Here is a 19,510-nt window from a genome sequence, read left to right as displayed (position 1 = left end):
TTAAAACCAACAACCATGAGTAATCAATTCGATACCTTAATAGAGGGCCAGAAAAAAGCAATGGAATTTTGGTCGAAATTGTCCGATCAGATGACTAAGCCATTTCAGCAGGAGCAGGCTGACCCTGCCAAAGCCGGTGAGGCGCTTTTCCAGGAATGGTACAACAAGCAACAGGCTTTTTTCCAGGAGGCTATGAAAGGCAACCCTCAGGAAATGCTGCAGCAAACACCGGAGCACCTGCGCAAGTACATGCAGATTCAAACAGAGTTTACCCAAAAGTGGGCGGACTTCTTCAAGTCCAATGCCGGTAAAATGGGCTTCCAGATACCGGGGGCTGACAGCTTTGGCAACTCCACGCAGTTTTTCCAGGAGAATATGTCGAATTGGAACAAGTGGATGAACGGCGGGCAGGATTGGTTCAGTGCTCAGGTGCTGGACAAGATGCCTTTCAATATGCGGCCTCACTACACGGGCTTTCTCGATAGCTACAATTTTATGTCAAAGTATTGGGAACCGCTTCAGCGCCTGATCAAAAACGGGCTCTACGATGGCGATATGGTGAACAAATACTTTGGCATGGAAGCCTATCAGAAATTGGTCAACCAAATGATGGGCTTCCGGCCGGTAGGCAATACCAGTGAGGTCATTGAACAGGTGAACAAATGGTTTTCCAACATGATGTCCTACATGGGCGATCAGTCGGGCGACTGGAAAACGGTAAGCGATAGCTGGAAGGAGAAGATGGAGTCTTTCAGCAATGCAGGCAACATGCCTTTCTTTGAAATGGCTGCCGAATTCAACAACCGCCTGCGGGACCAACTAGCGCCGTTCAACAACATCGCGGCTCAGGGTCGGGAAACAGAGATTTCCAAAACGCTGCAGGATATTCAGTTTCAGTACATTGCGTTCGTACTCAAGTCTGCCGAAATGCAGTCTAAAGTTTACGAGTCCGGGCAGTTTGCAATGCCGGATACCCTGCGCGAGTTTGCTGAAAAGTACAAACAGGAACCGGAAATGCCGGATTTCCAGGCGTTCTTCCAGGCTTACATCAATAAGCTGGAGGAGGCGATGCTTGAGGTCCTGCATTCATCAGAGTACTCGAAGCTTCAAAGCGAAGTGTCGGCGCTGGCGACCAGCATCAAGAAGGACAATGGCCGCCTTATGGAGCTGATGTATGCCGATATGCCATTTCTTACGCATACCGATGGCGACGACATCGCCAAGGAGGCGTCCGCAATCCGCACCAAAGTCCGCTCTTTGGAGCACCGTTTGGCGGAACTGGAGAAAGCCATGCTGTTGAGCGGAAAGCCTGCAGTCGAAAAAAAAACGCCGGCTGAGGGCGGAAGCCTCAAGAAATCACTGATGGACAAAATCGGGATTGCCTCTGCTTCTGATGCCGACGACCTTAAGCAAATCAAGGGGGTAGGGCCTAAGCTGGAGACGATGCTCAATGACCTGGGGGTTTACACCTTCAAGCAGGTGGCTCAGATGGGCGCTTCTGAATACGATATGATTGACGAACTGCTTGGTGCCTTTCAGGGGCGGGCCAAGCGCGACAACTGGGCCAAGCAGGCCAAGGCTTTACTTAAATAATCCACATCAGGCTTCCAGGGCTGCTAACCGGGATAAACCGGTTGGCTGCCTTGAACAGGTCGGACTCATAACCAGGTAAAAAATTAACCAATGAGCACAACGGCATCCAATAACGTCAGCGATCAGCTCCTCGAACAAGTCAATACGGCTTCCGATGCGCTGCGCAATATTAACAGCGTCCATGATGTGGATGTAGCTACGGCACCCCGGGAAGTTGTCTGGGAAGATGGCAAAGTCAAACTCTATCACTTCCTGAGGGACGACAAACCGGCTACCAAAACACCTGTTCTGGTCTCTTACGCCCTGGTCAACCGCTGGGAAATGATGGACCTGCAGCCGGACCGCAGCTTTATCCGTAAGCTGATTAGCGAAGGGCTGGACGTTTACCTGATTGACTGGGGTTACCCAACTAAGGTAGACCGCTACAAAAAAATGGAGGACTACATCCTTGGGAATATCAACGACTGCGTAGATTACATCCGCGAAGCTCATGGTTTGGCTAAGGTGAACCTGCTTGGCGTTTGCCAGGGTGGGACTTTTAGCCTGATTTATTCCGCCTTGTTCCCCGAAAAAATCAAAAACCTGGTCACCCTTGTGACACCGGTCGACTTTGACAACGAAGAAGGGCTGCTCTTCAAGTGGGCCAAGGATATGGATGTGGATGCAATTGTAGATGGCTTCGGGGGCATTATCCCCGGCGACTTCCTCAATACCGGCTTCGACCTGCTCAAGCCAATGAACAAGGCACGCAAGTACATGGCGCTGCCCCAAACCATGGCTAACAAAGGCAAGCTGATGAACTTCCTGCGCATGGAGCACTGGGTTGCTGACAGCCCCGCACAAGCCGGAGAGACCTACCGCCGTTTCATTAAGGATATGTACCAGCATAACAAGCTCATCAAAGGCGAATTTGAGCTGGGCGGCCGTGAGGTAAAGCTAAAGAACATCAATATGCCGGTACTGACCATCTATGCCAAGCACGATCACATCGTGCCACCGGCAACAACAAAGCCGATCAATGATGAAATCGGCTCCAAGGACAAGGAGCTGATGGAATTCCCGGGCGGGCACATTGGTGTATTCGTAGGCGGGCGTTCTCAAAAGCTGTTAACGCCCGCAGTAGCCAGCTGGCTGACTGAGCGGGACTAAGAATAAGGAAAGTTTGGTCCCATGAACATGAACTTTGATCACGCACTACTTTGTCTTAGCGTACGCCCGGGCGCGGAGCTAAACAGAAATGACTCCGCACCTGCGTACAGTTTAACAGCGCAGCAGGATATCGCGCTGCGCTGTTAAGCTACAATTTGGTAATACCTGGTTTTAATTTGGTTAGGGCTGAGCTGGCTGTGGGCAACTGCAGCCAGTTCGTTTTTTACCGCCCCCGGGAAAGTTTTTCCAGCATCTGTGTCACCCACGCTATGCGGTCCGCCTGCCCATCACCATTCTCCGTTTTTTTCAGTGCATTCCTGTAACTTTCCAGTTCCCTGCGAGCGCCCTCCTGCTCATCGAGGCGCATGAACACCATAGCTTTTTCCAGGTGTATTTCCGGGGAAAGCGCGTAGGCCTCCTGCTCCGCTTTGCGTAACAAGAGCATTGCTCGTTCCATATCACCTGCATCATTTGAGGTTTGGCGGAGGAGTACAGACTGCAACATGTAATCTTCAAGCACGGCAGCGTCTGCATCGAGCTGAACGGTGAGCAGCTCTTGCGTGCGTTCGTAATTGCCGCTCAGGAATTCCTGCCAGGCTGTATTGCGCCTTGCCATCGCTGTGGCACTGATATAGGCAGGATCTGCTGCTGGTAGCTGTTGGTTTGATTTGTAGCCCAGATTTAGCATTTGGCGGTAAAGATGGGGGTAGAGATGCTCCTCTGCAGTCTGTAACCGGAAAGACCTGCTTTTTTTCTGAGCCTCGTGGATGCGGGTATAGGCATTCAGCAGTGCTTGGTTGTCAGCCTTGAGGTGTTGTAAAAGGGTAATTGCTGTTTGATCTGCCTCCTGTTCCTGTTCTGGGGAATATTCCATGCCCAGCCGATTGGCAATCTGAAAGGCAATAGCGGTGGAAAGCAGTGATATGCTCTCTGTAAAAGCTCCGAATGCATACAAGTCGACCGGGCTAAAGGTGCCATTTCGAATAGATTGTTCAGCCACAGCGGTCTCTGTTACCGCAGCGGCTACGGTGATCACGCCGCTCCAGAATGCTGCCCGGGCTTCCCGGGAAAGGTTGCGGCGGAAGTTGTCTACGGAATGATTGAACTGAATGTGTGCAAATTCCTGAGCCAAAATAGCCAGCAGTTCCTCTTTGGTTTGCAGGGCGGCCAACAGGCCGGTCGAAATGAACAAGTCGCCATTGGCACAGGCAAAGGTGCCGGGCTCTACCGACTCATAGACCCGTATGCGCATCACCGAAGGATGTTTTTCTACAGGCTGTTTGGGAAAAAGCTGTAGCCGGACCTGATTCAGGTAGTCGTCAAGATAGGGGTCGTCAAACAGGGTGATGGTTTCATTAAAGCTAAGGTATTCTTCCTGTAGCTCCCGTCTGACCTCTTGGTCCCAACCCCTTTTGGAGAGTTGGTCCAATGCGCTGGACTGCAGAAATTGCTGATACCAAACACCATCAACAGACAATTCATTAAGCTGATAATCGAGGTGCTTGAGGTCAAATGCAGAAATCATGCGCTCTTGCCCGTTGATTATAGCTCTGATGGTAGGAGTGCCTGCGATGATGCGATAGTCGCTAAGTTCAACAATCGTGCCGGCATCTAATTTTTCATAAGAGGCGTCAGCCGTCCGGAATTTTTCCTTGACAACGGCTCTGATGGAATAGTCCTGTGCAAGGAGCACGTCATTGACTGAAAACAAGAGTAAAGCGGGTAGGAAATGGAGAAAATACTTCATATCAAAGGGTTTAAGTATGTGAACAAAGGAGCATTTTGCTGAGGCTCATGTATTTTTTCTTCGCCCATCTAATTTACAAATGAAAACGGGTTCGGTGCGCTATAGGAATGTTAATAATGGCGTCTGCTCATCGTTAAAGGGCATTAAGGATGCTAACAAATTGTTAAAAAAAGTCCGACCTTAGCGCAAAACGCCAAATATGACCGAATTCCAAAAATCAATCCTGGAAGGCATACCGGACGAATTGCCGATGGCTAAGCCCTATGATCCGAATGTAAGCCACGCCCCAAAACGTGGTATCGAGGGGGTTTTGTCAGATAAAGACCGGGCGCTGGCCCTTAAAAACGCGCTGCGGTACTTCCCCGCCCATCAGCATGAAGTTCTGGCTCCTGAATTTGCCGCAGAACTAGAGCACTACGGGCGCATTTATATGTTCCGCTTCCGTCCGGACTATGAAATGTATGCCCGCCCGATTGATGAATATCCCCATCAGTCCAGGCAGGCTGCCGCCATTATGCTTATGATTCAAAACAACCTGGACCCCAAAGTCGCCAAGCACCCGCATGAGCTGATCACCTACGGCGGCAATGGAGCGGTTTTTCAAAACTGGGCGCAGTACCGGCTGGTCATGCAGTACCTGGCTCAGATGACGGATGAACAGACCTTGGTGCTTTATTCCGGGCATCCGCTTGGGCTATTCCCTTCCCACCCCGAAGCGCCGCGCGTAGTGGTGACCAACGGCATGATGATCCCCAATTATTCCAAAAAAGAAGACTGGAACAAGTACAACGCCCTGGGCGTCACTTCCTACGGGCAAATGACTGCCGGCTCCTTTATGTATATCGGGCCACAAGGTATTGTGCATGGTACAACGATTACCTTGTTGAATGCAGGCCGCAAAATGGGGCTGGGCGATAAAAACCTTCGCGGAAAGGTATTCGTGACTTCCGGGCTGGGGGGTATGTCCGGTGCACAAACCATTGCCGCGGAAGTGACTGGAGCGGTAGGAATCGTAGCAGAAATTGACCCTGATGCCGTGCAGCAGCGCCTGACGGACGGCTATATCAAAGCAGAAAATGTCTTTACCAACCTCGGTGCGCTGTTGCCCAGAATAGAGCAAGCCAGACAAGACAAGGAAGCCGTGGCCCTGGTCTATCAGGGGAATGTGGTGGAGCTGTGGGAACGCCTGGCCAAAGAGGAGGTAAAAGTAGAGCTGGGCTCCGATCAGACTTCTTTGCACAATATTGAAGGCATGGGCTACACGCCTGCGGGCTATACCTTTGAAGAAGCCAAGCGGCTGCTGGATAAAGACCCGGTGCAGTTCATGTCTGAAGTGCGGGACACCCTGCGCCGCCACGTAAAAGCCATTAATACGATGGCGGAGCGCGGCATGTATTTCTGGGATTATGGCAATGCTTTTCTAAAGGAAGCAGGCAATTCCGGAGCGGATATATGGCTGGATGAAACAGAGGGGCACTTTCGTTACCCATCCTATGTGGAGGACATCATGGGGCCGATGTGTTTTGATTATGGTTTTGGCCCATTCCGTTGGGTGTGTGCTTCCGGAACCATGAAAGATTTGCAAAAGACCGATGAAATTGCGGCGGAAATCCTACGCGAGATGCTGGCCGAAGCGCCGGAGGACATTCGCCCTCAGTTGCAGGATAATCTCAACTGGATTGAAGGAGCAGAAGACAACCTTCCTGTCGTAGGCTCAAAATCAAGAATTCTGTATGCTGATGCTGAAGGCCGCATCCGCATCGCGCGGGCGTTCAACAAAGCGATTGCCCGCGGGGAATTGAGCGCTCCAGTCGTATTAGGCAGGGACCACCACGATGTCTCCGGTACTGATTCGCCCTACCGGGAGACCGCAAATATTTACGACGGCTCCCAGTTTACCGCAGATATGGCGGTGCACAATGTCATTGGGGATGCTTTCCGCGGGGCAACCTGGATTTCCCTGCACAACGGTGGCGGAGTTGGATGGGGCGAAGTGATGAACGGAGGTTTTGGGATGGTGCTTGATGGTACACCAGAATCTGACCGCCGCCTGGAGAGTATGCTCTTCTGGGATGTCAACAACGGCATTGCCCGGCGGTCCTGGGCCCGCAACCGGGGTGCGATGTCTACTATTCAACGCACCATGCAGGCTTATCCGGGGCTCAGGGTCACCTTGCCTACCATTGCGGATGATAACCTGGTGGAAGAGGCGCTGGGCCTGAGTGCTAAAGAGGGAAAGGCTTAAGCCTGCAATTTCTTTAAGATTTCCAGGCACCCCCACAGCGCACGCGGCACGTGGAAACAGCCTTTCCATTTGCCGCCCTTTGCAGTATGCAGTGGGGTGCCGTCCCGTTTCAGGTAGCCGAACCATTCGCCGTATTCCGGGTCAGAGAATCGGGGCCAGGCGTAGTCATAGAGTTGCTCAAACCATCGTGCACATCGCTCATCGCCGGTATGTTGCAGCCCTTTCAATGCGGCCTCCATAGCCTCGAGGTGGACCCACCATAGCTTTTGGTCCCATTCCAGCTGCTGTGGCGGATAGCCTTTGCGGTCCAGGAAGTAAAACAAGCCGCCTGCTTCTTTGTCCCACCCGTAGTCCAGCATAAAAAGCGCCCGCTCCGTGGCCTGACGGATCAGCTCCTGATCGTCCCGGCGCTCGCCCAGGTCCATGATGAACCACATAGCTTCCAAAGCATGGCCTGGATTGAGGAGCCGGCCTTCGAAGGTATCACTGAGCTTACCGTCGGGCTGTACATTTTCCAGGACCAGTCCGGATGCTTCGTCATAGAAGGTATCCATTACAGTGTGAATGCAATGGTCGATCGTGGTTTCCACCAATTCGGGTTCCAAGAGGGGCTCCAGCTCCAGGCAAAGGTTGCATAGGATCATAGGCAGGGAGAAGCCCATGAGGGGGCGGGTACCGCGGACCAGTTTGTTGTACTTGCCCTTGGGGTTGTCCTGCCGTTCCAATATTCGGCTAAAGGTGGCCCGGGCTATGGAGGCGTACCGTTCCGTGCCCGTGGCCTGGTAAAGTTGCCCGAAAGCCATAGCCGCGAAGCAATCGGAGAAAATATTATAGGCTTGTACCAGGGGCTGCCCGTCCTGCCGGAGGGAGAAATACCAGTTGCCGGCTTCGTCCCGGCCGTGTTTTTCCAGAAAGTTGGCACCCAGCAGGGCGAGGTCCAGCCATTCCTGCCGCTGTTCCTGATGGTTGTACAATTTGGAAAAAGTCCAAACCTGACGGGCCTGTAGCCAGATGAACTTGTCGGTATCGTAAACCTGTCCGTCCCGGAGCAGGCAGGTAAAATAGCCGCCATGTTCGCGGTCCGGAGAGTAACGTTCCCAAAAGGGGATGACCCTTTCGTTTAGTTCTTGTGCAAAAACCTGGGTGTATTGTCCTGCCTTCAGCATGTTTAGTGTTCGTTTCGGTATTCCTGGTATCTGTTGTACAAATGACCCGCCTGTGGATAGGCCGATTGTGGGCTCATAAAATGCGAAAACTCAAAGGTAATGGCTTTTTCCAATCCGGCAGCACGGGCGGCTTCCAGTTTAAGGCGCAGCTTTTCCCACTTGATAGGCAAAAACTTGATGGGCATATCCCGGTCGAACGATTCTGCATTCGTCCAGCAGCGCAGCCCGTGGCGGTCAGCGAGCTGTTTGTTAACAGCAAAATAGTCGGTCAGCTGATGGTAGTCCACATGCCCGTCCTGAAAGGCTACGATATCTATGGCCTCCCGTATGCCGGTGAAGATTTCGTCCCACTCGGCTTCATGTTCCTGCAGGCTGACGGCATCGGTTTTGGTCAGTTCAGCTTCACTGGCCATGATGGCTTTCTGTCCGTCGATGTATGGAGAAATCAGGGTGGGCAGCCCACCACTTACTTTTTTGCAGTGCAGCCCCAGTTGCCGGTAGAGGTCAATGATACCGGCCGTTTTGCGGCTGACTTCCTGGCAGATGTACCAGCCTTGAAATGCCGTTGAGGAGCCATATCGTTCCCAAACTTCATCAATAACCCGAAGGTTGAGGGCGACTTCGCGTTGGAAATCGCCTTGCGCCCACCAGTACTTGCCGGAGTCATAAAGCCCGAAGTAGAAGGCCATTCCATGCTTTTCCGAAAGGTCCAGGAACAGGCGCACCAGGTCGACCGGTGGTTCGTACGCCCCCTCTTCCTCCTGAAGGACTGCCGATGGATAGGTCAGCCAGTTTTTATACCCGCAGCGGATGAGAATGACGGTGTCAATGCCCATGCGCTTCATATGCTGAAAATCGGTATCCCACTCTTTTGGGCCCCAGTTTTGGTGGGGGATATCGTGGGAAATTTCATCCAGGAAAGTTCCTGATAGCTTCATGTGTTTTAGTCTTCAAGTTTGTCCCACCAGTACTTCTTCAGCAGCCAGGTGGTGATTAGGAAAATAAGGAACGTAATGGCCAGCTCCGTAGACTGCCGGATGAGGAGGTAGATTGGCATGACGACCAGGGACATCTGCCAAACGATACCGACGAGGACATTGAACGCATCCCGGCCAAAAGAATGGTTGGGCACAAAAGCAGGGTCGGCTGCCAGTACTTTTTTGCGGATTGGCTTCCAGAATCCCCATGGATTGGTCTTTTTGTAGAAGTTCATAAGCGTTTCATCATCTTCGGCAGGAGTGGCAAAGGTACCGATGAGGCAGCCCGCCAGGGAAATGGCAAAGATGACCGGGAAAAGGTAGATCGGCGTAACATCCGGAAACAACGGCGGGATAAAGGTTGCCGCAACCAGTCCACCGATCATGCCCCAGAAGTAACCGTAGCCATTGAAGCGCCACCAGATCCACTTTAGAGCATTGGCTGCTGCATAACCGCCGTACAGGGCTGAGGTGATCCAAAGCGTCAGGGAGTTGATGCTACTGGCATAAAAACCGCCGATCAGTCCAATAGCAACCAGCAGAAAGGAAGCCAGGTAGCTGTACCGGATGTAGGTCTTGCTGCTGGCATCTGGATTGATGTACTTTTTGTACAAATCATTGACCAGATAAGCCGGAGCTGCGTTAATAAAGGCTGCGAAAGTCCCCATAAAGGCGGCTAAAAGCCCGGCCAGCAGCAGGCCCTGAAAGCCGGGTGGGATGAAACGCTCAATGGCTAGCGGGAGGACAGTCTCAAAATCAATATCAGCGCCCATTTCCCTGAATTCCGGCGTCAGATAGACCAGGGAGAGCACCGCAAACCCGGCAATCATGAGGTAACGGGGGAAGTAAAGGGCAAGAATCGTCAGCCCGCTCATCTTTGCTGCTTCAGAAGCAGTAGGGGTGGAAAGCACCCGCTGCATATCGTAGCTTGGCACCGGTCCGGCCAGGCTGGCAAAAATGCCCTTAAAGATCATTGCGATTAGCAGAAGCCCTATGGCACCAAACCCATCATCCTCAATGCGTTTGTTGACACTGTCCAGATAGCCGGTCCAGTCGAGGTCCATCTCCCAGCTGAAGAACAACTCCGTCCAGCCGGGCGGTACGGCTTCCATCACCTGTTCGCCACTGACGTTGGTATAAGCAATGATGCCGACTACAAAACAGGAGATGGTCATAATGACGAATTGCAGCACTTCCGTTCCGACCACGCTGTACATCCCGCCTTTGATGGTATATAGGGTAGTGACTGCGATAATAATAAGTGCATATGACTGCTCGGAAGTCAGCTGAATCAACCCCTGGTCAACGGATAAATCCCAAGGAAAAAAGATGACGGCAAACTTGCCAATCCCTTCGAAGAAATAGGCGATAAACCCAAATACACTGATTACCGCAAAGACCGTCACAATAATATGGGATAAGCGCCCGCCGGTCTGATCCCCAAACCGGAAGGTAATCCACTGCGCGCCGGTGAGTACCCCTGAGCGCCGGAGCCAAATGGCCAGGAATACCATGACGAACACTTGATTCCAGACCGGCCAAAGCCACGGGATCCAGGCACTCTTCAGCCCGTACACAAAAAGGATGGTGACCGTCCACATCGTACCCGAAATATCAAACATGCCGGAGGCGTTGGAAAGGCCCAGGAGGTACCAGGGGATCTTATTGCCGCCCAGAAAATAAGCCTGCATGTCCTTAGAGGCCCGCTTCGAAACCCAAAAACCGAAAAGTACGGTCAGGACAATATAGCCGAGAATAATCCCGGTATCCAGTAAGGTTAAATTCATTGTAACAGGTGTTTAAAGTCAGCTTGCGCTCTGCTTTTTTGGCATAGCATCAGAGCTTCCGGTTTGTTTTAGCCGGCTCAGTTTATGGCAGCCTTGTTTTTGCTGTAGGCCAGGACAGTCTGGTTATTTCGGAAAAATAAAAGGGTTTGCCCCTCATTCAACGCAACGGCGCTGCGCACATCTCCGATCAGGCTAAGCCCGGATTGATGCTGAGGGACATACTCAAACTGCCCATCGCCCCGGTTGATAAACAGCTGGCCATAGTTGGCATCCCAGGGCCCCATCGTAGGCCGGGTTTCGCTTAGGTTGCCGGCCAGTATCAGGTCTTGTCGTCCATCGTTGTTGGCATCAAGGGGCAGGATGGCAAACACTGGTGACATTTGCGCGGCAGCAGGGAGTTCCCGAACGGTCCAGTTGCCGTTGCCCTGGTTTTCCAGCCAAACGGTTTTCCCTTGCGTCGCTTTGAGTTGCCGGGCACTTTCCAGCTGCTCCGGTGACAGCACATCCTCAATTCGTGCATCGGAGTAGCTGGCGTAATCCCTGAATTTTTTGCGCATGGCAGCCAGTTGCCCAAACAGGTTGTCCCGGCTCACAAAAGGGTAGGGCGCACCCTGTATGTAATGGGTGATGAGGGGGTCTACTGCGCCATTCTCATCAAAGTCGCCGTAGTAGAGGGTAGCGGGCTCTTTAGCCGATACTTTGAGGTTGGTGTTTTGGCCAAGGTTGCCGGCGATAAAGTCGGTATCACCATCGCCATCGAGGTCGGCTTTCGCCATGGACCACCACCAGCCATCGGTATGCTCCCCAAAGAAGTTGTCTGTTCGCTGAAGTTGCCCGCTTTGGTTGAGGAATACAGTGAGTGGCATCCACTCGCCGGCCAGGACAAGGTCGGGCTGACCATCGCCATTGAGGTCTTCCCAAAGCGCGGAGGTGACCATGCCGGGCTGCTCCAAGCCGGGAGCTTTTTCCGAAGTTACCTCCTTAAATTCGCCTTTGCCATTGTTTTCGAGCAGGTAGCTGCGCGCAGCTAAGGGGTATTGCCCCGGAATGAGCCGCCCTCCCGCAAAAACATCCTGGTCCCCATCACCGTCGAAATCGGCAACAGCAACCGTGCCGCTACTGCTGCGCATGAGTGGCAAGGCGCGGGTGGCTTTCTCAAATTGGCCAGAGCCGTCATTGAGGTATAAGCGGTCTTGCAATGCCAGGTCTTCCGGAAGGTAGTGGTAGCCCCCGCTGCTGACATAAAGGTCGGTGTCCCCGTCTCCATCGGCATCAAAGGCGGCGGCGGCAACGTCTTCCATGATCAGGTCATTGGTCAGGGCAGGCTGCAGGGACGGCGCCCATGAGCCATCAGTTTGTTGCAGGAATATCTGACCAGCTTGCATTTTGGCACCTCCAGCAAAAAGATCGGTCAGTCCGTCACCATTAAAATCGGCCGTGGCGACCGAAGGGCCCATGTAGGACAATGCGTAGGGGAGGAGGGACTGTTGTTTGAAGTCTATGCCCTGATTTTCCTGATGGGCAAAGGGCATGCTATTGTTAAGCGGGCTAAACATCGCTTCCGGTGCTGGAGCAGGGTTTGCGGGTTGCGCATTAGCGATGTCGACCGTAAGGGTTTGGTCTGCCGGTATATTGTGGAGTACCGTTACTGTTCCATCTGGCCAGGATACAGAGAGCTTATCCACGGATTGTGCTTCTCCAAGTCCGAAATGCAGTGGCAGGTGCATGGCAGACTGAAATCCACGGGTAGGCATAAATTCCTGCATGAAGGTCTGGCTGTTGGCTTCCAGCTTTACTTTGGCACCTATGGCATGCCGATTGCTGCCGTTACCCATTAGATTGACTTTGAGATAATGGCCTTTGGCAACCTGATTTTCGTAGATTCGGGCGGGAGCGTTGACGTTGTTGATCACTAAATCGAGGTCGCCGTCCAGGTCCAGGTCAGCGTGAACGGCGCCATTAGAGAGCACCAGCTCGTCAAAACCCCAGTCAGCTGATTTTTTGGTGAAGGTCAAGTCGCCATTGTTCCGGAAAATATAGTTAGGTGTTTTGGTGGACTCCATTTTGGCGATGATATCTAATAGCGCATCCGACTTCTCGCCCCGCTGCTCCTTGATTCGCTGATCAGCGTAATAGGAAACGAAATCGCGGTTGGTGTAGTCGCGCAGGTAGCCATTGGAGACGAAGAGGTCTTTCCAGCCATCATTGTCGAAGTCGGCGAAGAGGGGCGCCCAGCTCCAGTCGGTATTGGACACGCCAGCCAACTGTCCGATCTCGCTGAAGGTGCCATCCCCATTATTGAGCTGCAGCATATTGCGCATGATCTGATGGTAAAAACCGTTGCGGAGCATGGATTGGTACTTCTCATAGGTATCCGGCCCGTAGAGCAGCTTTTGACGGCGGTTATCCTCCGGTAGCATGTCCAGGCTGAGAATGTCCGGTAGGGCATCATTATTAAAATCCGCTATGTCTGAACCCATGGAAAAATGGGAAATATGCCCGATTTGCTGTTTTAGTTCGTCTTTGAAAGTGCCATCTTTCTGGTTGATGTACAGGTAATCCTCTTCGATGTAATCATTTGATACGTAGAGGTCTGTCCAACCATCTCCATTGACATCGGAGGCGGCAATGCCCAGCCCGAAACCCAGGGGCGTACTTTTGATGCCCGCGTCAGCCGTCACTTCCGTGAATTGGCCATCATCGTTGCGCAGGAGCTTATCGCCGGCGAACGCATCGGACAGCCCTTTGACGTAAGTGGCATCAAAGCTTTGAAAATCTTCGATAGAGTGGTTGAGCAGGTAACAGTCGAGGTCGCCGTCCCGGTCATAATCAAAGAAAAGCGCCTGTGTGGTATAGGTGGGCAAGTCGAGCCCGTACTTGGCCGCATTTTCTTTAAAAGTGGGGACGCCCTCGCTGTTATTGCCCTGATTGATGTAGAGCTCATTGCGGCGCAGTTCGGGAGCTTTATCGCCGGAGTAGCATAGGTAGATGTCTAAACGCCCGTCATTGTTGATGTCTACGAGGGTCGTACCGGTGTTCCAACCGTTTTTTCGTCCGGCCACACCGGCAATTTGGGTAACGGCTTTGAATTGGAGCCCTCCCTGATTGAGGTACAGGGCATTAGCCACCATATTACCGGTAAAATAGAGGTCCGGCAGGCTATCTTGGTTGAAATCCCCTACGGCAATTCCGCCACCGTTGTAAAAGTACTCGTAGGAAAGGACGTTTACGTCTTCCGTTTCCGTCAGTGTATTGGCAAAGCCGATGCCGGTTTTTTGCTCGGCATGCGGCACAAAAGTGCCTTGTTGGCGGGCAATATCCTGGTTATCAGTGTTCTGGCAGCCCGCAACAAGCAAGCTTATGGCGATTAATAGGCAAAAATACTGTTTCATGGAACGAAAAATAAGTAAATCTGCCAGAAGCGCCTAGCAATTGCCGGTAAAGTTGTGTGCGCACACAGTGTTCGGTAAACATTGCAGCCTACCGCGTGGCAGGCTTAAAATCAGCCTTTGGCTTCTTTTTTGTGCTCTTCTATTTTATCAGCAATTTTAAGGGCCCACACCATTTGTTTGGCGGAGGGGTGGTTGTTATACAGCGCTTTTTTGCGGGCCTGCATAAGGATGCCGCGTTCATCATAGGAGAGCAGCCGTTTATTGCCTTCCTGCAGGGTGTAGTCAATCATTTCCTGCCATTCGTCCGCGTCGTACATTTCGAAGTCGGATTTGAGCACATCAAGATCGGTGGGGTCGGAGAGGTCGTAATTTCTGGACATGGTGGTTTCCAAGTTTGTGGGTTACTGATTATTAGGCGCAGGCTGTTTACCTGCTTTTGTGTTTAAGTTTCGGATGATTTCCTCCTCGTCTTTGCCTAAATTTTCCAGCAAAACCTGAGCAGAGGAAGCGAAGTCATCATCGGGATGTTGGTCTATGAACTGCTGATAAAGCTGCCCGGCTTCATCGAACCGCTTTAGGTCATTGTCGAGGATGAAAGCCTGCATAAACAGTGCCTGAGGCGCTTTTTCAAATTCCGGGTATTGAGCATAGAGTTTCCCGTACAGTTCCAGCGCTTTTTCGTAGTTGCGGGCTGAGCGGGCAATTTCTCCGGCACGGTACAGGAGGGTGGGTGTCAGCGCCTCATCCGGGAGCAAAATGCTGTAAAGTTCGGATTGCTGAATATAAAGGTCTGCCTTCCGGAAATCCAGCCGGGCCAGGGAGTCGTTGTAAATGGACAAGCGCAGGGCTTCCAACTCGTCCTCCAGTGCCACCATAGTGTTGCCTAGTTGTTCGGCAGCAGTTTTAGCGGATTCGCTTTCCGGGTATCTTTGGGTAAGGGCCTGCAGGGCCAGTTGACCGGCCTTAGGCTGTTGAAGGGCGGAGTTGTAAAGGTCTCCCAGGAGAAGCATCGCCTGCGGGGCCACCTCTGCACCATTGTGTTGCTCCAGCAACTGCCGGAGCCGTTCTGCTGCGACAGGGAAATTTCCCAGCCGGTATTGCAGGGTTGCCTCCCGGTAAAGGTACCGGGGCGTAAAGGTTGGGTCATCGGGATAAGCAGATACGTAGTCCTCGTAGGATTCAATCAGAATTTTGGCTGTAGCCGCATCTGTTTCGCCTTCTGCTTCAGCTTCCAGCTCGGCGATGGCCGCCTGCCTTTTTTGCTGTTCATTGGTACAGCCCATCAGTGCCATGAACAGGAGCAAAAATAGGGGTAAAATCAGGTTGTATTTCATAACGGTCTGATGTTCTTAACCACTCAAAACTACAAAATCCCGAAGGAATTCAGGTTGCTAAACAAACAGCTGTTTTTCCTGTTTCTCCTCCGAAAATGAATCCAACTTTATGGCAAAGGTAAGTATCTTTTGGTTCCGCAGGGACCTTCGTCTGCATGATAATGCCGGACTTTATCACGCGCTCAGAGGAAAGCACCCGGTTTTGCCCCTTTTTATTTTCGACCGGGAAATCTTGGATGATTTGGAAAGCCCTAAAGATGCCCGGGTGGAATTTTTGCACGACACCCTTGCTGCCATGAAGGAATCCCTTGAAAAAGAGGGGCACTCCTTGTTGATACGTTATGGTTTTCCAAAGGAAATCTGGCCGGATTTGCTAAAGGAATACGATGTGGGCGCCGTATACACCAACCGGGATTATGAGCCCTATGCCAAATCGCGGGATCAGATGGTCCGGGATCTATTGGATGACGAAGGAATCCCCTTTTATGATTTTAAGGACCATGTTATTTTTGAGGCCGAAGAGGTCCAGAAAAAGACGGGTGGCACCTACACGGTTTTCACGCCCTACAGCCGCACCTGGAAGGAAGTACTAAGCAGCCGAATGGATTCATTCACCAACCCGGATGGAGAGGAGCAGCCAATTTCCTACTACCTGAAGCCCTACCCGGTGGAGGCGTACGCCAGTCATTTTTTAGAAACGGAACCTCTGCCGATGCCCACCCTTGAGGATATGGGTTTTGAGCCTGCTGACATCGATATCCCCTCCAAATCCGTTAGCCGGGGCCTGATCCGGAAGTACGATGAGACGCGGGATATCCCGGCCATTAATGGTACTTCCCGGTTGGGGATTCACTTCCGGTTCGGCACCATTAGTATACGCGAGAAGGCCTGGCGGGCGAAGCAGCTCAACGAAACCTTCCTCAACGAACTCATCTGGCGCGACTTCTATGCGCAAATTCTGGATGAGCACCCGCATGTGGCAGAGCGATCTTTCCGGCCTAAGTACGATTATGTGCCCTGGCGCAACGACGAAGCTGACTTCAAAAAATGGTGCGAAGGTAAAACCGGCTATCCGATTGTGGACGCCGGCATGCGCGAGCTCAATACCACAGGCTATATGCACAACCGGGTGCGGATGATCACCGCAAGTTTCCTCACCAAGCACTTGCTGATTGACTGGCGATGGGGGGAGGCTTATTTTGCAAAAAAACTACTCGATTTTGACCTGTCCAGCAACAACGGCGGCTGGCAGTGGGCGGCAGGCAGTGGCACGGATGCGGCGCCTTACTTTCGGGTTTTCAATCCCTACTCCCAGCAGAAAAAGTTTGACAAAGACTTCAAATACATCAAGAAGTGGGTGCCGGAGTTTGGCACAGACCGCTACCCCGAACCCATGGTCGATCATAAGATGGCGAGGGAACGCTGCCTGGAGGCCTACAAATCAGGGCTCGACCAAGCCGAAGATGCGCAGTAAGCTATTTTTAGTGAAGATTCTTTAGTTTTAGGCAGAATTACTGCCTATGCTACCAAGAACAATCTTTTTTTTACTCCTGGTTATTGCCGGGATAGCGCTACTTTATGGTAGCACCTCCCTGAGTGATGCGTCCCGGTACCAACCACCACCCAATATTGTCCTCCTATTTTGCGATGACCTCGGCTACGGTGATCTCCACGCTTATGGTCACCCCACCATTGCGACGCCCCACCTGGACCGAATGGCTCAGGAGGGCATGCTTTTTACCCAATTTTACAGTGCTTCCCCAGCCTGCACCGCAAGCCGTTATGCCTTGCTGACCGGCCGCTACCCGGTGCGATCAGGTTTTGACTGGGTGCTGTATCCAAAGTCGGAGCGCGGATTGCACCGTGAAGAGCATACCTTAGCCGAGGGGCTTAAAGCAGCGGGCTACCGTACCGGGTGTTTCGGCAAATGGCACCTGGGTTCCACACAGCCCGGCTTCCTTCCTTTGCAGAATGGGTTCGATACCTACGTAGGCCTGCCGTACAGCAACGATATGATCCCTCCGAAATGGCCGGATATTGCCCTGCTCTCCGGCAATGATACGCTGGGTATAAACCCCGATCAGTCGTTGCTTACCGGATTGTATACGCAGACTGCTATTGACTTCATACGGGAAGATGAGGCTTCACCCTTCTTCGTCTACTTGCCTTTTGCGATGCCTCATGTGCCTCTGTACCCTGGTAAGGACTTTGAAGGGCATTCCCGGGCAGGCACCTACGGGGATGTTGTGGAAGAGATTGACGATGCTGTGGGGCGCATCCGTGCGGCCCTGGAGGAGGCAGGACTGGCAGAAAATACCCTTATCTTGTTCACCAGCGACAACGGTCCGTGGATTATCAAGGGCGCGGATGGTGGCTCAGCGGGGCATCTGCGGGACGGAAAGGGCAGTACGTGGGAAGGTGGGATGCGAGTGCCGGGTATTGCCTGCTGGCCCGGGACTATTGCGCCTGGTCAGGTACAGCGTACGCCTGTCAATACGATGGACTGGTACACGACGCTGCTCGGGCTGGCTGGCCAGGATATTCCCAAAGACCGGGTGGTGGATGGTGGTGATCTGAGCCCCTTGTTGCGTGGAGAGGCGCTTTTAGATCGCCCTTTTTTCTACTACGGCCCCGGCAATCAGTTGCAAGCCGTGCGCAGAGGTCCGTGGAAGTTACACCGCATCACATCAAGTCAGACCGGCCTGGATTACTTTGATGGGAAACTGCCACTACTGTTCAATTTGGATGAAGACCCCGGCGAACGCTTTGACCGGTCGGAGCAGTTCCCGGAAATGGTTGCTGAGCTGCAGAACCTGATGGACAAGCAAATGAAAGAAACAGACAGGGCAGGAACGTTTTGGGATTAGGTGCCGCTCACAATCTCCAGCTTTTCCTGTATCCAACGTGCTTTCCCGACGGCTCGTTCCAGGGATTCATCCACGATGGTAGCGTGGCCCATTTTGCGGAATGGCTTGGTGGTGCTTTTGCCGTAGAGGTGGAAATGGGCACCTTCAATTTTCAGGCACTCTTCCAGATGCTTGTAATAAGCCGGGCCAGTGTGGCCGGGTGCGCCAAGCAGGTTCACCATGACAGATGGGGATTTCATTTTGGTGCTGCCAAGAGGCAGGTTGAGTACGGCGCGCAGGTGCTGTTCGAATTGAGAAGTATAGCAACTGTCAATCGTGTGGTGGCCACTGTTGTGAGGCCGGGGTGCGACTTCATTGACCAGCAGGTTATCCTCCTTGTCAAGAAACAGCTCCACAGCTAATAATCCGCAGATACCGTAGGCGTTGATGACCTGAGCAGCCAGGGCTTCAGCCTTGGCTTCCACTTCTTTGCTGATATTGGCCGGGCAGAACAGGAACTCCACCAGGTTAGCTTCCGGATTGAAAGCCATCTCCACGGCGGGGAAGGCCTGGGTCTGACCACTTTCATTGCGGGCCACAATGACGGCAATTTCCTTATCCATTTCCACAAGGTCTTCAACCATGCAGGGGCCAGGCAGCAATTTCTCCTCCAGGTCTGCTTCTGTGCGGATGATGCTTACGCCGCGCCCATCGTAGCCGGCGGTGCGCGACTTTTGTACAAATGGGAGGGAGCGCTCTCCACGGGCTACCGCCTGTTTGACTTCCGATTCACCCTTGTAAAGCTCGAAGGGAGCGGTTGGAATATTGTGTTCCGCATAAAACTGCTTTTGCAACCCCTTGTCCTTGATGATGTCCAGCTGGGCGGGGGCTGGGTGCACTTTCACGCCTTCCCTTTGCAGCTGATGCAGCGCCTCGGTATTGACGTGCTCAATTTCGATGGTTAGCACCTGCTTGTCTTTTCCAAAGTTGTACACATTGTTGTAATCTTTAAAGTTGCCTGCGGTGAAGAAGGGAGAGACCCGGCCTGCGGGGAAGGTGGTGTCGTTATCCAGCAGGTAGAGTGGCAGGTGCCAGTTGTTAGCCGCCTGAGCCATCATTTTGCCGAGCTGCCCGCCACCCAGGACGCCCACTTTAAAGTCCGGATGAAGGATAGAGTCTTGATATGCCATTATTTGGATCGCTTGGTTTCGCCTGCAAAGCTAAAAAAATGCCTGCTATCTGTTAAGGATTTTAAGCTATCGCAATTAAGGTAT

13 protein-coding genes are annotated in these 19,510 nt (G+C 52.5%); 5 read left to right on the top strand and 8 right to left on the bottom strand.

Features of this window, described 5'->3' with window-relative positions; translation table 11 throughout:
- Window positions 1-15: 15 nt before the first annotated feature.
- Both MRY86_RS08580 and phaC read left to right on the top strand, forming a co-directional pair.
- Entirely contained in the window at window positions 16-1,593 is a 1,578-nt protein-coding gene (locus tag MRY86_RS08580) for a poly(R)-hydroxyalkanoic acid synthase subunit PhaE (RefSeq protein WP_293571276.1), read from the top strand.
- A 90-nt stretch (window positions 1,594-1,683) separates the two neighbouring features.
- Entirely contained in the window at window positions 1,684-2,742 is a 1,059-nt protein-coding gene (gene phaC / locus MRY86_RS08575; RefSeq protein ID WP_293563294.1) for a class III poly(R)-hydroxyalkanoic acid synthase subunit PhaC, read from the top strand.
- Between the two features lie 223 nt (window positions 2,743-2,965).
- On the opposite strand, the gene MRY86_RS08570 is transcribed toward phaC, so the two are convergent.
- Window positions 2,966-4,489 (bottom strand): M48 family metalloprotease, encoded by a 1,524-nt coding sequence (locus MRY86_RS08570; RefSeq protein ID WP_293563295.1) that lies wholly within the window; start codon window positions 4,487-4,489, stop codon window positions 2,966-2,968.
- 199 nt (window positions 4,490-4,688) lie between these two features.
- Between MRY86_RS08570 and MRY86_RS08565 the strand changes: the two genes are divergently transcribed.
- Entirely contained in the window at window positions 4,689-6,734 is a 2,046-nt protein-coding gene (locus MRY86_RS08565; RefSeq protein ID WP_293563296.1) for a urocanate hydratase, read from the top strand.
- On the opposite strand, the gene MRY86_RS08560 is transcribed toward MRY86_RS08565, so the two are convergent.
- The 6 genes from MRY86_RS08560 to MRY86_RS08535 form a co-directional block, all read right to left on the bottom strand.
- The gene (locus tag MRY86_RS08560; protein ID WP_293563297.1) at window positions 6,731-7,900 is read right to left on the bottom strand and encodes an AGE family epimerase/isomerase; all 1,170 of its coding nucleotides are present in this window, start codon (window positions 7,898-7,900) and stop codon (window positions 6,731-6,733) included. The genes MRY86_RS08565 and MRY86_RS08560 overlap by 4 nt on opposite strands.
- A 2-nt stretch (window positions 7,901-7,902) precedes the next feature.
- A complete protein-coding gene (locus tag MRY86_RS08555) occupies window positions 7,903-8,838 on the bottom strand; it encodes a DUF4434 domain-containing protein (protein ID WP_293563298.1) in 936 nt (311 codons plus the stop codon).
- A gap of 5 nt (window positions 8,839-8,843) precedes the next feature.
- Window positions 8,844-10,664: a sodium:solute symporter family protein gene (locus tag MRY86_RS08550; protein WP_293563299.1), complete on the bottom strand. Its 1,821-nt coding sequence runs from the start codon at window positions 10,662-10,664 to the stop codon at window positions 8,844-8,846.
- Window positions 10,665-10,741: 77 nt separating this feature from the next.
- Complete coding sequence (locus MRY86_RS08545) at window positions 10,742-14,056, bottom strand: FG-GAP-like repeat-containing protein (RefSeq protein ID WP_293571274.1); 3,315 nt, start codon at window positions 14,054-14,056, stop codon at window positions 10,742-10,744.
- A gap of 110 nt (window positions 14,057-14,166) precedes the next feature.
- Window positions 14,167-14,436 (bottom strand): hypothetical protein, encoded by a 270-nt coding sequence (locus MRY86_RS08540; protein WP_293566011.1) that lies wholly within the window; start codon window positions 14,434-14,436, stop codon window positions 14,167-14,169.
- 21 nt (window positions 14,437-14,457) lie between these two features.
- A complete protein-coding gene (locus MRY86_RS08535; protein WP_293566009.1) occupies window positions 14,458-15,390 on the bottom strand; it encodes a tetratricopeptide repeat protein in 933 nt (310 codons plus the stop codon).
- A 109-nt stretch (window positions 15,391-15,499) separates the two neighbouring features.
- On the opposite strand from MRY86_RS08535, the gene MRY86_RS08530 reads away from it, so the two are divergent.
- Both MRY86_RS08530 and MRY86_RS08525 read left to right on the top strand, forming a co-directional pair.
- Window positions 15,500-16,864, top strand: a complete 1,365-nt coding sequence (locus MRY86_RS08530; RefSeq protein WP_293566007.1) for a deoxyribodipyrimidine photo-lyase — start codon at window positions 15,500-15,502, stop codon at window positions 16,862-16,864.
- A 46-nt stretch (window positions 16,865-16,910) separates the two neighbouring features.
- Window positions 16,911-18,257: a sulfatase gene (locus MRY86_RS08525; RefSeq protein ID WP_293571272.1), complete on the top strand. Its 1,347-nt coding sequence runs from the start codon at window positions 16,911-16,913 to the stop codon at window positions 18,255-18,257.
- Here the strand turns inward: MRY86_RS08525 and MRY86_RS08520 are convergent.
- Window positions 18,254-19,426: a 5-(carboxyamino)imidazole ribonucleotide synthase gene (locus tag MRY86_RS08520; RefSeq protein ID WP_293565653.1), complete on the bottom strand. Its 1,173-nt coding sequence runs from the start codon at window positions 19,424-19,426 to the stop codon at window positions 18,254-18,256. The genes MRY86_RS08525 and MRY86_RS08520 overlap by 4 nt on opposite strands.
- Window positions 19,427-19,510 lie beyond the last annotated feature (84 nt).

The sequence above is a fragment of the Phaeodactylibacter sp. genome (assembly GCF_022763345.1).
Taxonomy (GTDB): domain Bacteria; phylum Bacteroidota; class Bacteroidia; order Chitinophagales; family Saprospiraceae; genus Phaeodactylibacter.
Note: the sequence above shows the minus strand (reverse complement) of the source record. Positions and strands in the feature narration are given on the sequence as shown.

Bases quoted from the DNA above. Each gene is read 5' to 3' on its own strand.
- MRY86_RS08580 (WP_293571276.1), top strand. From the start codon at position 16: ATGAGTAATCAATTCGATACCTTAATAGAGGGCCAGAAAAAAGCAATG.
- phaC (WP_293563294.1), top strand. From the start codon at position 1,684: ATGAGCACAACGGCATCCAATAACGTCAGCGATCAGCTCCTCGAACAA.
- MRY86_RS08570 (WP_293563295.1), bottom strand. From the start codon at position 4,489: ATGAAGTATTTTCTCCATTTCCTACCCGCTTTACTCTTGTTTTCAGTC.
- MRY86_RS08565 (WP_293563296.1), top strand. From the start codon at position 4,689: ATGACCGAATTCCAAAAATCAATCCTGGAAGGCATACCGGACGAATTG.
- MRY86_RS08560 (WP_293563297.1), bottom strand. From the start codon at position 7,900: ATGCTGAAGGCAGGACAATACACCCAGGTTTTTGCACAAGAACTAAAC.
- MRY86_RS08555 (WP_293563298.1), bottom strand. From the start codon at position 8,838: ATGAAGCTATCAGGAACTTTCCTGGATGAAATTTCCCACGATATCCCC.
- MRY86_RS08550 (WP_293563299.1), bottom strand. From the start codon at position 10,664: ATGAATTTAACCTTACTGGATACCGGGATTATTCTCGGCTATATTGTC.
- MRY86_RS08545 (WP_293571274.1), bottom strand. From the start codon at position 14,056: ATGAAACAGTATTTTTGCCTATTAATCGCCATAAGCTTGCTTGTTGCG.
- MRY86_RS08540 (WP_293566011.1), bottom strand. From the start codon at position 14,436: ATGTCCAGAAATTACGACCTCTCCGACCCCACCGATCTTGATGTGCTC.
- MRY86_RS08535 (WP_293566009.1), bottom strand. From the start codon at position 15,390: ATGAAATACAACCTGATTTTACCCCTATTTTTGCTCCTGTTCATGGCA.
- MRY86_RS08530 (WP_293566007.1), top strand. From the start codon at position 15,500: ATGGCAAAGGTAAGTATCTTTTGGTTCCGCAGGGACCTTCGTCTGCAT.
- MRY86_RS08525 (WP_293571272.1), top strand. From the start codon at position 16,911: ATGCTACCAAGAACAATCTTTTTTTTACTCCTGGTTATTGCCGGGATA.
- MRY86_RS08520 (WP_293565653.1), bottom strand. From the start codon at position 19,426: ATGGCATATCAAGACTCTATCCTTCATCCGGACTTTAAAGTGGGCGTC.